Raw genomic sequence first — 15,708 nt, forward strand, 5'->3', positions numbered from 1 at the left:
TTTCCGTTCATAGCCGTCACGCCGAATTTCACAGAATCCGTTACGCCGGTTATGTTCAGGATGCACTTTTTTTCGAAAAATAAACTTTACAGCAAATGCCGAATCATATGGGCAACGCCGTGTTCATCATTGGTCAGGGTTACAGCGCCGGCTATCGCTTTGATGTCCTCCCGCGCATTGCCCATCGCTACACCTTTTCCGGCAGCTTCCAGCATGGATTTGTCATTTAAGCTGTCGCCCACGGCTGCTGTTTCATTCATTGGGATGTTAAGCCGCTTTGCCAGTCTTTCCAGCGCCTGCCCCTTGGATGCCTTTTTGGAGGATAACTCAAAGTTATGATCAGCAGAGCTGACAAGTGTCAGATCTTTATCATGCTGGTATCTCTGCCAGCCGGCCTCCAGCTTTTCTTTGAAGAAAGAAAAACCAAGAATGTTGTAAAAATCAATCTGTTTATCCTCCTCAAAGAGCTCTTGAAACGTGTCGATATAAGCGAAGCCCGATTGACTGTATTGCACCTCGGCTGCCTGTATCAGAACAGAAAGATCAGCCTCTGGATTCGCACTTTTGACCCGGTCAAGCTCAACGTCAAGGAGCTGCCTGCCGTTTTGCTGCGTGTAAATGGCTGAGTCTGTAAAAACCTCGTAATAATAGTTTTCTGACTCGAGCCATGAGAGAATGTCATACGCCCGTTTTTTATCGATTGTTTCCGAATGAAAAAGCCTGCCGTCAGGGTCGTGAATGACGGCGCCGTTCGCACTGATGACCCACGTTTTGATCCCGAGCGGTTGAAAAATGGACACGACATCAAAATAAGCGCGTCCCGTTGATACAACAACCTCAATCCCGTCCTGCTGTGCCTGCCGCAGAGCATTTTCATTTTCTGAGCTTACTTGATGTTTGCTGTTCAGCAAGGTTCCGTCTAAGTCGATCGCAATCAATTTCACGTTGATCAGCCCTTTCTTTCATCTTGCTCTGTCACGAGAAGTTCGACGCCATTAAGATCTAGCAAGTCGCAAAACGCCTGATCAGGCAGCCGGTCTGTGATTAAGAGATCAATTTCACTCAGCTCAGCGTACTGATAAAAACCGGTGCTTCCCAGCTTTGAATAATCCGCAAGGGCGATCACCTGCTTCGCCTGCTGAATCATTTTTCGCTTCACCAGCCCATCTTCTTCATGGGCGATCGTAATGCCGTGTTCAGAAATGCCGACAACACCGATCAGCGCTTTATCGACGTGATAGCTTGAAAGCTTTTCAATCACAGAGGCGCCGTACAAAAAACGGTGCTCCTTTTCAAGCTTGCCTCCGAGAAGATAGATCTCAATACCACCTTTGTCTGAGAGCACTTCCGCTAGATTAATGGAGTTGGTGATAACCGTGCAGTCATCTGCATTTAAGTGTTTAGCGCACGCCTGAACGGTTGTAGACGCATCTAAAATAACCCGGTCGCCATTTTGGATCAGCGATGCTGCGAGTTTGCCAATCTTATTTTTTTCCTCGGACACTGTTTTCAGCCGGCCGGAATACCCTTGGATTTTCTGATGCACAGACGGCAGAATGGCGCCGCCTCTTGTGCGGATAATGGCATTCTGTTCCTCCAGCTTCACAAGATCCCGCCTTGCTGTATCTCTGGACACCTGAAGGAGCGTACAGATCTGCTCCGTTGTAATGCGGTTATGCTCTTTTAGATAATCCACAATCGCTACTAATCTTTCTTCTTGGTACACGCCCTCATTCCTTTTTATATGTCGTTATCTTTAAGCGATTATAAGTTTTTATATATGAACAATCAATATTTTTAAGTGAAATTAAGTAAAAATGCATCGTAAGAACCAATTTTTCCTAGAGCAAACAGAAAGAAAAAACCAGTCTGGTCGACTGGTCAATTCAGAGGGGGTGATGCGAAGATAAGTAATCGTGAATGGAATATAAAGCGGGAGGAGCAGGGGTATGTCAATCGGCAGCTTTTTCCCGAGGTTTAGGATCCATAAAACGAACAGTGTCAGCCATCACTTCAGTTACATATACTTTGACACCTTCCGCATTTTCATAGCTCCTTGTCTGAATCCTTCCGCTTAGGCCGACGAGAGAGCCTTTTTGGCAATATAACGCCGTGTTTTCGGCCGTTTTTCTCCAAAGCGTGCAATTGACGTAATCCGCTTCAATATCCCCCGAAGCATTTTTGAAGCTTCGGTTAACCGCGATCGTAATGTGTGTGACTGCCGCGCCTGCGGAAGTGTATCGAAGCTCAGGGTCTTTTGTTAACCGTCCGACAAGCATGACCTGATTGAACATTGCGATTCCTCCTCTCCTTGCGGTTACACGTATTGTAGACGATGCATCGAGAAAAGAAAAACGCCTAAAATTGAATATCAGCCTCTGTTTTTATCTTTCGTTTTCATTTTTCCCTCAGCTAAAAACAGCTTATGTTTTTTCCCTCTAAAGAAATATGTATTTTTTAAAAACCGGAAAAACAATTTAGATGTCAGCCAATGCTGCGTATTCATACAGACATAAGAAGAGCCGTCCCATGCAAACCACTGAAAGCTGAGCTTCTTTTCCGGCAGCGACAGCTGGATTTTGTACTGTTCCATCCCATCGTAAGTTTCGTATAAAAAAATCATCCTCTCTTTCCTATAGAGATGAACCTCAAAAATATCTTTACGGCTTAACATATAAACTTCGCTCGTTGGAACCAAAGGCTGATCCGCCCGAGTGCCGTCAATATAAATTTCCTTTAAATGAAATCGATTCATACACACCTCTCCGTAATCCATAGTCAGTTACAGTATAATGAAAAAATAGAAATTATTAAATGTTGTACCGAACAAAATAAATTGCCCCCAGCATTACAGCGTTTTCACGGAAAAATGAATATGTGTTATAATTCATTTTAAGAATTCTTTGTAAGTAAATGGGGTGAGATAAAATGAAAACCTTTAAACTGGTTGATCTGAACGTGGAACGAGTGGACAAGGAAGAAAAATCAATTGAACAGTTTCCCCTTATTGACGGACTGATTATCAATAAAGAAGACGGCGAAAATCACTGGCTGATTGAAGCGCTTGTTCCGAAGGAGCACATGTCTTTTTTTGACCAGCTTCAAAAAAAGCAAGCTGAGGTCAAAGTATTTGTGACGATTACGAAAAAAAGCAACCGCCCCGCCCAGCTGACTGCAGCTGTGAAGAACATTGCTGAACTCGAAGAAAGCATTTCGGTATTAATTTACGGACAAATGGTGACAAGAAAACAGCAAGGCACTGAAACCATTCTGGAATCTCTTGTGAAAGAGGGCTATACAGGAGCGAAGCTGATCGAGGCGTTTAAACAGAAAATATAAAAGAGAGTGGAAATCATCCCCTCTCTTATTTTACATGTGCTGAGGTGATAGGTATGAGTAAGCGTAAAATTCAAACGGTTTTATTATCACTTATCGGCGCGGCTGTCCTTCTAACATCGAGTTTGCAAACACCTAGAGAAGCTGATGCTGCCGAGAAGAGGCCCAATCTAAGGAAGATGAATGTCGATGAATTCTTCACTGATCACGACGGAACTTTTATTTTACGTGATCTAAAAAACGAAAAAACATTCATCTATGACAATCAACGCGCGAAACAAAGATTTGCGCCGCAATCCACTTTTAAAGTCCCAAACGCGCTCATTGGATTACAAACAGGCGCCGTTAAAGATGAATATGACATCAAATACTGGGACGGTGTAAAACGTGAGCTCGATATCTGGAATCAGGATCACACGCTCGGATCTGCCATGAGATACTCTGTTGTTTGGTATTATCAAGCGATGGCACGAGACATCGGAGAAGATCGAATGAAGGAATGGATTGATAAAATAGCTTATGGCAATCAAGATATCAGCGGAGGCATTGACCAATTTTGGCTGAGCAGCACGCTTAAGATTTCTCCTCTGGAACAGACTGACTTTATGGAAGCCTTATACAAAGAAAAACTGCCATTTGATAAAAGCGTAATGAAAACGGTGAAGCGGATGATGATCCAGGAGGATGAAGATCATTATACCCTTTATGGAAAAACCGGTTCAGGTTCAGGCATCGGCTGGTATGCAGGCTTTGTCAAAACTGAAAACGGAGTGTATAGTTTCGTGACGAACATTGATGGTACCGGCACAGAAGCGAAAAGCATGACAATGGACATATTAAACAAATATATTCTGTATTAGAATAAAGCCTGCCTTTTATCACAAGGCAGGCTTTTTCATTCTCCTATAATCAAATGAAAAATAAATGGTCTACACACATTCTCACATTCCGCTACTCGATCTGTCATTTGTATGACCGACAATCTCAATCAATTTCCCTTTCACTGCGAGACGTCCTTCGGTTTCCACAGCTTTGTCGCATGTGATTAATGTGATTTCCTTTTCTTTTGTATCCTGAATCACATCTGCATCTATTTCAGAAATATTTTTTATTGATGTCACAGAGTACATATAATCGTTTTTGAAATCTGTGATGACAATTTTGGCGCCTTTTTTTATGTTAGCCAGAGGTCCGAATAAAAGGCTCTTCCGCTTCAGGTGATGGCCTGCCAATGGATAGTTTCCCTCGCCCATTTTCTGATCCGGGCGCATTGTAGCCGCTCCGATCAGCAGGTTTTCATTGGTGGTTCCTTTTAATATGGGGAGCTCCAGATCCACACTTTCAATGGTGATCCGGCCGATTATGGCCTTCGGTTCCCGATCGAAGCCCGCATTTATAGCTTCCTTTATCGTGGGCGGCTGAATGGAATTGAAATCAAATTCTGCTTCTTTTTCATTATTTTCTTGCAGCTGCTTCACAGTCAATTCCGACTCATACTGGTTTTTGCTAAGGTAGGCGATGAGACTTCCTTTTATGAAAGGAGAAAAGATAAGCAGCAGGCCGGAAAGAATTAACACCGCTATGATTATCTTTTTATACATACTGTACATCCCTTTCTTTTGCGTCATGCTATGGGGTATGATCTGTTTTAAAAAAGCACCTGATCAAATCTTCAATGATCAGGTGCCATCACATTTAAGCCTTTCTTTGTCTCTTTCTAGAGACATGAGCCATAGCTCCGCCTGCTAAGAGCAGCAGAATGCCGATCATAACCGGCACCGTACTGTCTGTATCACCGGTTTTTGGAAGGGAATTGTCTGTTTTGGTATGGCCAGCTGGATCATCGGCTTTTGGATGTGAATTGTCTGTTTTTACATGACCATCTGTGCCATCGGTTTTTGGATGCTGTCCATCTCCCTTCACATGTTTATCCGGTGTATCATTGCTCGGCGTTGGCGTTTTTAATTTCTGATTAGAAGCAACAATCTCAACAGGTTTTGACTGTCCTTTTTCAATTGTGAAATCGATTGGTGTTTCATCCAGTTTATAGCCATCGGGCGCCTTTGTTTCGATAAGCTGGTAGCGTCCCGGCGCAAGGCCTTTGATAGTGAAATGTCCATTTTGATTTGTTTTCCACAATTTGGGTATATCTTTGCCGTAGCCGTCAGTTTTTACAGGCTTGCCGCTCGCGTCCAATAACTTGAATTCAGCACCTTCCAAAACGGCTTTTTTATCGTCTTGATCCACTTTTGTCAGTTTCACGTCGCCTGGTGTCAGTATGTTCTCTGCGGTGATTTCGACTGGCTTTGTTTCAGTATTGGTGATCTTGAACGATATTGGCGTTTTATTCAAACTGTAATTCGCAGGTGCTTTTGTTTCGATAAACTGATATTCTCCCGCTTTGAGACCGTGTACGGTAATCTGTCCTTTGTCATCCGTGATGAGACCGGATTTCAAAACTTTGCCTTTGGCATCAGTCAGATTGAACTCCGCTCCTTGAAGAACTTTCTCTTTATCATGTTGATCTATTTTTGTAAGAACGACACGGTTCTCGATGTTGACAGCTGTTACTTCAACTTGTTCTGGTTGGCCGTCATGTTCAGCCTTAATGGTGAACGGCACCGGGCTTTCGGATAGGAGATATCCGTCTGGCGCCTGTTTTTCAACAAATTGATAGCTTCCCGGAGCCAAACCGTCAACCTCAATGTTGCCGCCTTCTTTTGAGACAAGGTCATCTCTTACTGTGTTTCCATTGTTGTCAACGATTTTGAAAATGGCACCGGCTACTCCTTTTTCATCTTGGTCTACTTTCGTTAACTGAACGGAGCCTTTATAGTTAATGGCTATCCCGGCATCAGCTGACTTTGGCTTTCCTTCTGCTGATTCGGGGATGGTGAACTCTTTTCTCTCAGTGTTCAGCACATATCCTTCAGGCGCTTTCGTTTCGACAAAGGCGTAGCGTCCAGGTACGAGACCTGAGGCTGTGATCTTTCCATCTTTATCCGAGGTCAGCTCTTCTTGAACCGTATTTCCTTTGTCATCGACAATCTTGAAGACGGCCCCTTCAAGTTTCTGCCCTTCAGCATCTTCCTTCACCAGCTGAACGGAGCCTTTATCGTTAACGGCTATCCCGGCATCAGTTAATTCCGGCTTTCCTTCTGCTGATTCAGAGATGGTAAACTCCTGTTTCTCGGTGTTTAATACATAACCCTCAGGCGCTTTCGTTTCGACAAAAGCGTAGCGTCCAGGTGCAAGGCCTGAAGCTGTGACCTTTCCATCTTTATCTGAGGTCAACTCTTCTTGAACCGTATTTCCTTCCTCATCGACAATCTTGAAAACAGCCCCTTCAAGTTTCTGCCCTTTAGCATTTTCCTTCACCAGCTGCACAGAACCTTTATAGTTAACGACTGCTCCGGCATCAGCTGACTCCGGCTTTCCTTCTGCTGATTCGGAGATGGTAAACTCTTGTTTCTCGGTGTTTAATACGTAACCCTTAGGCGCTTTTGTTTCGACAAAGGCGTAGCGTCCCGGCGCAAGGCCTGAAGCCTCTACTTTTCCGTCTTTATCCGACGTCAGCTCTTCTTGAACCGTATTTCCTTCGTCATCGATAATCTTGAAGACCGCTCCTTCGAGTTTCTGGCCTGCGGCATCTTCCTTCGTTAAATAGGCCCTTCCTTGATAATTGACCATTTCTCCTAATTCTACGTCAGACACCTGATTCTTATCATTCTTTGCGATTGAGAAATGAATCGCTTTTGTATTCACGATAAACCCGGCAGGAGCTTTCGTTTCGGTGAGGCGGTAATAGCCCGCCGGCAAACCATTCATTTCGATTTTTCCGTTTTTGTCGCTTTTGATATCCGTTTCTATCAAAGTATAGGTGCCGTTGCCCGCCTTTTTCTCCAGCTTGAAAACAGCACCAGCTAAAGGATTTTTTTGTTCGTCTTTTTTGATAAGCGTCACCTTGTTCTGTTGATTTACGACTTTGTACAGCGCTCCTGTCTTGGATGAGTTGCTGTCTATCTTAACAGAGACTCCTTTTGCATAAGCATCGCTGATGGTATATCCGTCAGGCGCTTTTACTTCTTTTAATACGTAAGAGCCGTAGCGAATATTTCCGAATGTAAGCTTACCATCGGTACCTGTTGTGCCGTTGCGCAGGAGCTGCTTGGCGTCTTCAGACCATAACTGAAACTCTGCTCCTCCAAGAGCTTTATCGTCCTCTCCTATCTTTAAAATCGTCAGGCTTCCTTTTTCTCCTGATCCGGAACCGTCGCCGCTTGAAATGGCAACAAAGATCGAGCTGCTGTTTTCCTGAGTCTGCTCTTTCACATTTGTTCCTGAAATGGACACCTTATTTTTAACGTGGCCGTTCGTGCCGGCTATGTTAATCAGAGACCGGTATTTGATCACATAGGCACGGTCTATTTGCTTATAGCTGCCTATGAATTGCAGGACAAACGATTGTTCACCTGTTGTATTGTCGGTTTTGATGTCTACCGTGTAGTCTTTGTCTTTTTGAAGCTCGACATCGCCCGCGGTCAGATTTCCGCTGCTGTCTTTGACCACTCCGTTTTCATCATATTTTGCTTGATATACTTTAAAAGACGCTGCATCTAGTATTTGATTATCATCTGGCGTGTCAGTAACTTTCACGTCATCCAGCGTTGATTGGCTAGAGTTGACGTTGATATTCCAATCGATGTAGTTTCCATTTTGTTTGCCGCCTTTGAAAACCAGGCTTCCTCCGTTCACAACCGAAACAGAACCCGTCAACGTGCGGTCTGCATACCCGTCATTATGGTATGTTGCCTTGTTTGTGTACTGATTCTGGTCAATGACCTTTCCTTTGAGCGATGTCTTAAACTCAATCAGGTATGGCACAGAATCGCTCGTTTTAAGGTGTACTGTCAGAGTGCGTTCATTTTTTTCTGAAGGCTCTTCGACCTCATACTTGGAAGGATCAAGGACGTCTCCTTCTGTGATGGAGCCGTTTTTATTGATCGTATAGCTCTTTACCACAACGGAACCCGGCACAAATTGCTGAGGATCTATTATGGCATCTTTTATATAAGAATTTTTTGTCGGTTCGCCATTATAATTGATGCCGACTTTCCACGTGATTTCCTTTGAAACTGCGTTATATGAACCGTTTTTGAAACCATTATTTGAAGTCTGATGATTCGGTGTAAAACCGCTTGATACCTTATTTGTGCGGTCATTGCCGTATTGATCAGTCCATGTTGAATGTGCTGTATTCTTGACGCTTTCGTTAGAATAATCAGCATTGAATGTTGTTGTGTAAGTGATCTTAAACTGACTGTCTGTTTTTTTGTAATCCCCGATCAATGCCAAAGTAAAGCCTTTATTGTCGGGTTTTTTTGTCAATGTGTAGTCTTTGTCTTTCTGCAACGTTTTGTTGTTCGTTGTGTCTTGAATCTTGAACGAGTCATCAATCAAAACCAATCCGCCGCTTTCGAATTGGTCATCCAACGTCCAATTGTTCATCTCATATTTGTTTTTATTAATTGTAATCGTCCAATCAACCGTCTTCTTCTCATAATCAACGTTTGAATACCCTTTAATGAGGTTCTGCTGAATGGCTATTCCAGAAGCTTCTTTAGAATCCCCTGTTCCGGTCACCACGCTATTGGTGTATGTTGTCGATTTATCAATGATCACTCCGCTGTTGACCTTTGTTTGATATGTGATTTTGTAAGCGCTGGTAACGGTTTTATTAAATTTGATTTCAAATCCGCTTCCATTATCGATCAGCGTGTAATCCTCGCCTTCCTTTAAAGGCGTGCCCGCTTGCTCGCTGCCATTCTGTCCAAAGGTAATAGGAATAACCTTCAAGGAATCTTTTACGAGGTGCAAATCGCCAGTTCCAAAAGAATCCTTAATGCTGGCCTTGGATTGGTCGATCTGCTTCTCACCATAGTTGTATGAAAGAGCCCAGCTGAATGTTTGAGATTCTCCATCATATCCGGTCGATGATTTCGCGATCATTTTTCCATATTTGGCCGCAACAGTGGCTTCTGCAGAAATTGGTTCCAGATTGTCTCCGCTGAATGCCGCCTTGTTCGTCAGCGATATATTTCCGCCTTCACTCGGCTTTGCACTATTGTCAATGTCGGTTTCGTACACAAGGCGATAGGCTGAATCAATTGTCCCATCAAATGTGACATTTCCTTTTGAATCAACGCTGTAGCCGGAAGAAACTTCATTTCCTTTGCTGACAGAACCATCAATGTTCACATTGAGTTCATACACTTTAACTGAACGGTAGGTTAAACCCTCTGGAAGGCTTTCCGTGAGTTTGGCATTCTTGACTTGATCTAACTTTTTATTGACATCGACCGTCCATGTTACTTTACCGGGGTTGATGCCTTTATCCAGTGCACCTGATTTATCAATGGTTTTACTCACATTTGGTTTAAAATAAACTGTTGTTTCAGGAGTATCAGAATTCACAGGGAATGGAATCTTCTGTGTTGTCGAACCCGTTATTTTTTTCTCATTGAACTGTGTATTGATAACCAATGTGCCTTTGACATTAGAACTTTCTTTTACCTCGCCGTTAAATGTCATCACCACATGTCCGTTCGTATCAATAGAAAATGTCCCGTATGTGGTGTCTCCGGCGCTTAACGGCAGGTTCACAATGTCATTATGCATAATAAATTCTTTAGGTAAATCAAATTCATATTTATCGCCGGCATTGATTGTTCTTCCAAAATCGTCAGGAATGGCCCAATCAATTGAAATTTTCACCGGAGAATTCGTATCGGCACGATTGCCCTTGTCATATGGCTTTCCGTTTTCGTCCGTCAATGTCACGCCGGTTAAAAGATTTTGCGTGATTTGTTTTTCTTCAGTTTGCAAACTTCTGAAAGCTGATTGACTTGAGGATGACACTTTATTTGAATCTTTATCCTTTGAGGAATCACCGCTCTTAGAGTCGGCTGACGGTTGCTGTTCTTCCTCTTTTTGATCCTTGCTGACTGAAGGTGCAGATTTGTCATCTGTCTCTTTCTGATCACCATCAGTATCAGAAGGGTCGTTTTTTGGCTCTTCCTCCTCGGCATCTGGTGATTCATCTTTCTTAACAGGAATGATCACCTGCTGGGTTTTGCCTCCCCCTAGTTGAAAAAGGGCTGCTACTGTATGTTCATCGTCTTTTGCATCTGCAGTAAACGCGGCTGACAGTGTAATGGTTCCCTTGGCATTCGGAGAATCCGCGAATCCAGTTGTTAATTTTACCGTCATGGTGCTGCTGCCCGCCGGCACTTGATAGCTGCCGATGACCTGATCAGCAGATTTGATTTCACCTTCTGCACCTTTATCAAATGTAAAGTTTTTAGGGATCTCCACATTGATATCCTGTTCACTATCTGTTTCTACATCTTTTTTCAATGACCATTCATATGTCAGTGTCACTTCATCCCCCGGCGTTAATGCCGGTTCGTTTCCTTTTGATCCGTCTACAATCTGGTTCTTGCCGTCCTTGACAGTCACCGAATCGAAGAATTGGCTGTCACTTGACGTTACATCCACAGCCTGTGCGGTAAGAGTATAGCTGGCGATCTGACTGAAGAAGAAAAAGATGGCAAGGCTTATGATCATAACGATCCGCCCGCTTTTTTTCAGCCCTAAGGGAAAACTCCTCGTTCTCAACTTTTCATTCCTCCCTTTCATATCTATTTTTCACTTGCCGATTGATACATGAGACCATAAAACCATGTTCCATCCCCCACAATTAAACTACTAATGCCGAATGAGTTTTAAAACTAAGATTTGCCATCCGAACCAAACTACATTGTATGAAATGGAACTATACAATTTCTGTACAACAAAAAATCATGTATGATTCAAGCGAAATGGATATAATTGGAGATTCGAAGTTTCAGACATATGGCGAGGGCCTTCCCTTTAGGTGTCATGTACAAAAAAAACCAGTGTGCATCGAAAGGCAATCGACACTCACTGGTTTGGGTAAGTTTTCTGCTTCTTTAATTAATCTGATCTTTCATTTGTTTGTAGCGCTGATATTCCTTTATCGCATCTTCTACCTTCCCGTTTTTGTTAAATATCTGCATTTTGTATTGCATAATTTTGTGATCGAAAGGTTCAATTTTCTCAACCTGCAGACAAATGTCCATCGCTTGACTGTAGTTCATTTCATTCATGAAAAAATCAATCAATTCATATGCCTTGCCGATCCACAGTTGGGCAAGACGCGTTTTTTCCGGTTCTGCCCACAAGTAGCCGTACTCCATAAAGTAATGGTTTTCGTATGACATTAACATATCCATGTGCTGGTGTAAGGTAGATGTATTAAGCGGCGGAGCCTCTTTTAGTGATCTTTCCCATTCAACAACATCAATTTTTACTCCTGAAAAACGAAGAATATACCCTGTTTCGGTTTTCTCGATTGATTGGCCGAAAGGAACCTGGCCGATTAATTTCCGGATTTGGTAAATGGTTGAGTAAAGCTGGGTGCTTGCTTTTGAAACATCATAGTTGGGCCAAAAAAGGTCAATTAACAGGTCTTTACTGACGACACGTCCTTGATTTTGAAGTAAAAAAGCATAGATTTCACGCGCCTTGGACGTTCTCCATTTGACCTGTATGTTTGTCTTAACACTATTTAAGGTTTGATAAAACTGCAGGCTTCCAAAACATTGAATGAAATAATGCGCCTCGGTATTTTCTGCAGGTGCCCTGAGCTTGTTATTCGTTCTGATACGTTCAACTGTTGTCTCAAGCCGCTTGTAAATGACAGGCTTCAACAAATAATCAATGGCATTCAGCTCAAACGCTTTGATAGCAAACTCATTATAAGCCGTGATAAAAACGACTTGGACGTTTTCATTCTGCGCTTGAATCGCTTCAGCAAGCTCAATGCCATTAATTCCGGGCATTTCAATATCAAGAAACACCGCATCTATAGCAAGAATCGCCGCATGCTCCAGAGCTTCAATCGGATCTTGAAATGCCGTAATAGATTGAAAGGCGTTTGTCCGTTCAAGCATATTCTTAAAATGAAGCAATGCCAGATGCTCATCATCAACAATTAACGCGTTCAAAAACACATCCCACCCTATATGTAAAATCGAGATATTAGTAAATATCTTCTATTATATCATGCCAAATAGCCCCTTTAATTGGATTCTTTTTCTTGCTATTGTAGCTTTTGAAAGTTTACATTTACAATATTTATAAAAAACAGGAATGTAGAATGAACCTATTAAAAAGGAGCATTGATATGAAAGACAAATTTATTTTCATTTCGATTATTTTCGGTTATGCCGCTTTGTTTATGGCTTTTATAGCGATTGATCATCTTTCTGGATCAACACTTCCTGAAGCAAAGCATGGGGTCATGAACTTGGAGAACTGGGATTTTCAGAAGGATGGGAATGTACAGCTGAACGGAAAGTGGACATTATATCCAAATCAGATTTTATCACCAAAAGAGATTGCTTCAGCAAAAGGAAAAGATCCCCTCTTCGTTGATGTCCCCAGTAATGTGAAGCTGGCCAAGCAAGGTATCAACGTGGATTACGGAACGTACAAGCTGACGATCAAATCAAAGCTAGACAATCAGGTTTTCGGAGTCAGCACGTCGTTTATTTACAGTGCAAATCGCAGCTATTTTAATGGACAAGTCATAGGCCAAAGCGGCAGCCCCTCAAATAAACCTGATTTTACAGCACAAAACAGACCGTATACGAGCTTTTTCCCGCTTCACAAGGGTGATAATGAACTTGTCGTACAGTTTTCGAACTTCGGAAAAACGCCGGGGTGGGGGATCGCAAAGCCGATTACCTTTGGAACCCAGGACCAAATAGTGCGTGAAAACAAAATTTCCTTTCTTAATGATACGGTCATGATTACAGCATTTTTCATTACCGGATTATATTTTCTGGGCTTTTACCTGCAAAGAAAAAAGGATAAACATTTGCTGTTTTTTTCTGTTATGTGCCTTCTGTTTTCATTCATTATTCTGATGATCGGAAAAGAGCGGATTATATTCCTCCTCTTTCCGTCCATTTCATTTTCATTGTTAAATTCAATGAGGGCAATCTCAACTGTGTTTGTCAGTATAGCGGTTTTTCTCTATCTCTATTTTGCTTACAGAGAGATTGTGTCAAAACGTTTTATGCTCATAGCCACTGTTTCTTGCGGGCTGGTCTTAATCATAGATTTTTTAACCGTTGGGTTTATCGGTCACTCCTCATACATACTACATTCCGTGCTAGCCGTTTCGACCCTGGTTTATATCACATATATTTTTACGATCGCAGCGATCCGCAAAATGGAAGGAAGCCTGTATCTGACAATCGCTTCTATATCAATGAGTGCTTTTGTCATTTTAACGACCATCTCCGCTTACACAGGAAAAACGGCTTTTTCTTTTAATTCGATCTATTCATTGCCGACAGTCATTGCGTTGCTGGCGATTGTTCTTCTCATGGCACAGCAATTTGCCGGTGCATTCCGCGAAAATGAAGTGCTGTCGTGGAAATTACTCAGGGTTGACCGGCTGAAGGATGAGTTTATAGCGAAGACATCGCATGAATTTAAAACTCCGCTGAACAGCATTATTAATATATGCCAAACGTTGCTGGCCGGCAAAGGAAAAAGAACGATAGAAGAAGAGAAAGAAAACATGCAGCTTGTTATCCGCATGGGCTACAGGCTGTCCAATCTGGTGAATGACATCCTGGATTTAGAAAAAATAAAGCAAGGCATGCTTCAGATTCACCCGGTGCCTGTTGATATTTATGCTTTAGTTTGTTCGGAAATGAATTTCTATAATCTCTTATCGAGACATAAAAACTTAAATATCATGAATCATATTCCAGACGACCTTCCTTTAGTGCTCGCAGATGAAAACCGCTTCCGCCAAATATTAACCAATTTAGTAGACAATGCAATCAAGTATACAGCGGAGGGCCAAATCACACTTTCTGCTTCAAAACTGAACGATAACATGATCAAGGTGACAGTTACGGATACCGGAAGCGGCATTTCCGAAGCCGATCGCCAAACCATCTTTGAGTCTTTTCAGCAAGCAGAAATGAATAAAGACGACGGAGCCGGTCTTGGCCTCAGTATTGTCAAACAGCTGGTCCAGCTCCAAAACGGGGACATTTGGGTCGAATCAGAAGAGGGAAAAGGGTCGGCATTCCATTTCACATTGCCCATTGTCCATCATGAATCTGTGCCTGAAACCAAAACAAGTCTTCCAGAATTACAATCCGGGCTAGAGATGTCAGGTATCTCTTTAAGCACGCCCTATTACTCTGAGAAAATTGACGCTCCAACCATTCTGATTGTCGATGATAACATTGACAGTTTAAAAATTTTAAGCGATATGCTTGAAGGCGTGCCCTACAATGTAATTGCTGCAAAAAACGGAACGGAAGCATTAGAAGTGGTTTCTTGCACGAAGCTTGATTTGGTGATTCTGGACTTGATGATGCCGGATATGACTGGTTTCGAAGTCTGTACGAAAATTCGTGAACGATTCAGTATGGTTGATCTTCCGGTTCTGATCATTACAGCAGCCATCATCGGCCACGACAAATACAAGGCTTTTCATGCCGGAGCGAATGACATCTTGCAAAAACCTTATCATTACTCTGAATTTATGGCGCGTATCAAAAACCTGATTATGATGAAACATACAGCAAACCAAGCGACAAATATGGAGATGGCATTTCTGCAGTCGCAAATCAAACCACACTTTCTCTACAATGTGTTAAACACCATTATTTCACTCAGTCATTTGGATATTGAAAAAGCGCGAGAGATAACAGCTGAATTTACTAACTATTTAAGAATGAGTTTTGATTTCCAAAATACATCAGCCATCAGTTCATTCAGAAACGAGCTTTCTATTATCAATTCCTATCTCTCCATAGAAAAGACGCGCTTCGGCGATCGGCTGGACATTCTTTTCGATATAGACAAAGACATTGACTTCATCCTTCCGCCTTTAATGATTCAGCCATTGGTGGAAAATGCAGTCCATCATGGCGTAAGCAAAAAAAGAGGCGGAGGATGGGTTAAGCTGACCGTAAAAAAACAAAGCAGGAACGAGTATTACGTCGAAGTTGAAGATAACGGTGTTGGCATTGCGCCGGAAAAACAAAAGAATATCCTGTCTCAAGACTTCGATCGCAGCGTCGGACTCAAAAATATCAACCAGCGGCTCAAGCATTTTTGTGGCAGTGAATTGAACATCCGCAGCATCCCGGATGCCGGCACAGCTGTATCGATGGTCATACACATTACTGAAACAACAGATTCTCCTAAATTCATAAGCACGTCTCCGGATACGGAGGAACAATAAAGAATACG

Annotated in this window: 10 protein-coding genes and 1 pseudogene; 4 read left to right on the forward strand and 7 right to left on the reverse strand. The window is 42.5% G+C overall.

What is annotated here, in order from left to right; genetic code table 11:
• Positions 1-86 precede the first annotated feature (86 nt).
• The 4 genes from HC660_RS18365 to HC660_RS18380 all read right to left on the reverse strand — a co-directional run bounded on the left by HC660_RS18365 (position 87) and on the right by HC660_RS18380 (position 2,755).
• Complete coding sequence (locus tag HC660_RS18365) at positions 87-944, reverse strand: Cof-type HAD-IIB family hydrolase (protein WP_168748937.1); 858 nt, start codon at positions 942-944, stop codon at positions 87-89.
• A gap of 5 nt (positions 945-949) precedes the next feature.
• Positions 950-1,726, reverse strand: a complete 777-nt coding sequence (locus tag HC660_RS18370; RefSeq protein WP_168748938.1) for a transcriptional regulator GlcR — start codon at positions 1,724-1,726, stop codon at positions 950-952.
• Positions 1,727-1,952: 226 nt separating this feature from the next.
• A complete protein-coding gene (gene ssbB / locus HC660_RS18375) occupies positions 1,953-2,294 on the reverse strand; it encodes a single-stranded DNA-binding protein SsbB (RefSeq protein ID WP_010332166.1) in 342 nt (113 codons plus the stop codon).
• Between the two features lie 77 nt (positions 2,295-2,371).
• Positions 2,372-2,755, reverse strand: coding sequence for a hypothetical protein (locus HC660_RS18380; RefSeq protein ID WP_010332167.1), 384 nt, complete (start codon positions 2,753-2,755; stop codon positions 2,372-2,374).
• Positions 2,756-2,928: 173 nt separating this feature from the next.
• On the opposite strand from HC660_RS18380, the gene HC660_RS18385 reads away from it, so the two are divergent.
• Both HC660_RS18385 and blaOXA read left to right on the forward strand, forming a co-directional pair.
• The gene (locus HC660_RS18385; protein WP_010332168.1) at positions 2,929-3,339 is read left to right on the forward strand and encodes a YwpF-like family protein; all 411 of its coding nucleotides are present in this window, start codon (positions 2,929-2,931) and stop codon (positions 3,337-3,339) included.
• Positions 3,340-3,392: 53 nt separating this feature from the next.
• Positions 3,393-4,196, forward strand: a complete 804-nt coding sequence (gene blaOXA, locus HC660_RS18390) for a class D beta-lactamase (RefSeq protein WP_168748939.1) — start codon at positions 3,393-3,395, stop codon at positions 4,194-4,196.
• Positions 4,197-4,277: 81 nt separating this feature from the next.
• Here blaOXA and HC660_RS18395 read toward each other — a convergent pair whose 3' ends face one another.
• The 3 genes from HC660_RS18395 to HC660_RS18405 form a co-directional block, all read right to left on the reverse strand.
• Positions 4,278-4,937: a class A sortase gene (locus tag HC660_RS18395; protein WP_168748940.1), complete on the reverse strand. Its 660-nt coding sequence runs from the start codon at positions 4,935-4,937 to the stop codon at positions 4,278-4,280.
• A gap of 94 nt (positions 4,938-5,031) precedes the next feature.
• On the reverse strand, positions 5,032-11,013 hold the full coding sequence (locus HC660_RS18400; RefSeq protein WP_168748941.1) for a SpaA isopeptide-forming pilin-related protein: 5,982 nt from the start codon (positions 11,011-11,013) through the stop codon (positions 5,032-5,034).
• Positions 11,014-11,348: 335 nt separating this feature from the next.
• The gene (locus tag HC660_RS18405; RefSeq protein ID WP_168748942.1) at positions 11,349-12,425 is read right to left on the reverse strand and encodes a response regulator; all 1,077 of its coding nucleotides are present in this window, start codon (positions 12,423-12,425) and stop codon (positions 11,349-11,351) included.
• An 803-nt stretch (positions 12,426-13,228) separates the two neighbouring features.
• Between HC660_RS18405 and HC660_RS21145 the strand changes: the two are divergent.
• Together HC660_RS21145 and HC660_RS21150 are read left to right on the forward strand one after the other, a co-directional pair.
• Positions 13,229-14,491 (forward strand): annotated as a pseudogene (locus HC660_RS21145) (sensor histidine kinase); the annotation flags it as partial.
• A 228-nt stretch (positions 14,492-14,719) separates the two neighbouring features.
• The gene (locus HC660_RS21150) at positions 14,720-15,700 is read left to right on the forward strand and encodes a histidine kinase (protein WP_244956509.1); all 981 of its coding nucleotides are present in this window, start codon (positions 14,720-14,722) and stop codon (positions 15,698-15,700) included.
• The last annotated feature ends 8 nt before the right edge of the window (positions 15,701-15,708 follow it).

Source organism: Bacillus mojavensis, assembly GCF_012648005.1.
In the GTDB taxonomy this organism is placed as follows: domain Bacteria; phylum Bacillota; class Bacilli; order Bacillales; family Bacillaceae; genus Bacillus; species Bacillus mojavensis.

Bases quoted from the DNA above. Each gene is read 5' to 3' on its own strand.
- ssbB (WP_010332166.1), bottom strand. From the start codon at position 2,294: ATGTTCAATCAGGTCATGCTTGTCGGACGGTTAACAAAAGACCCTGAG.
- HC660_RS18380 (WP_010332167.1), bottom strand. From the start codon at position 2,755: ATGAATCGATTTCATTTAAAGGAAATTTATATTGACGGCACTCGGGCG.
- HC660_RS18385 (WP_010332168.1), top strand. From the start codon at position 2,929: ATGAAAACCTTTAAACTGGTTGATCTGAACGTGGAACGAGTGGACAAG.
- blaOXA (WP_168748939.1), top strand. From the start codon at position 3,393: ATGAGTAAGCGTAAAATTCAAACGGTTTTATTATCACTTATCGGCGCG.
- HC660_RS18395 (WP_168748940.1), bottom strand. From the start codon at position 4,937: ATGTATAAAAAGATAATCATAGCGGTGTTAATTCTTTCCGGCCTGCTG.
- HC660_RS21150 (WP_244956509.1), top strand. From the start codon at position 14,720: ATGCTTGAAGGCGTGCCCTACAATGTAATTGCTGCAAAAAACGGAACG.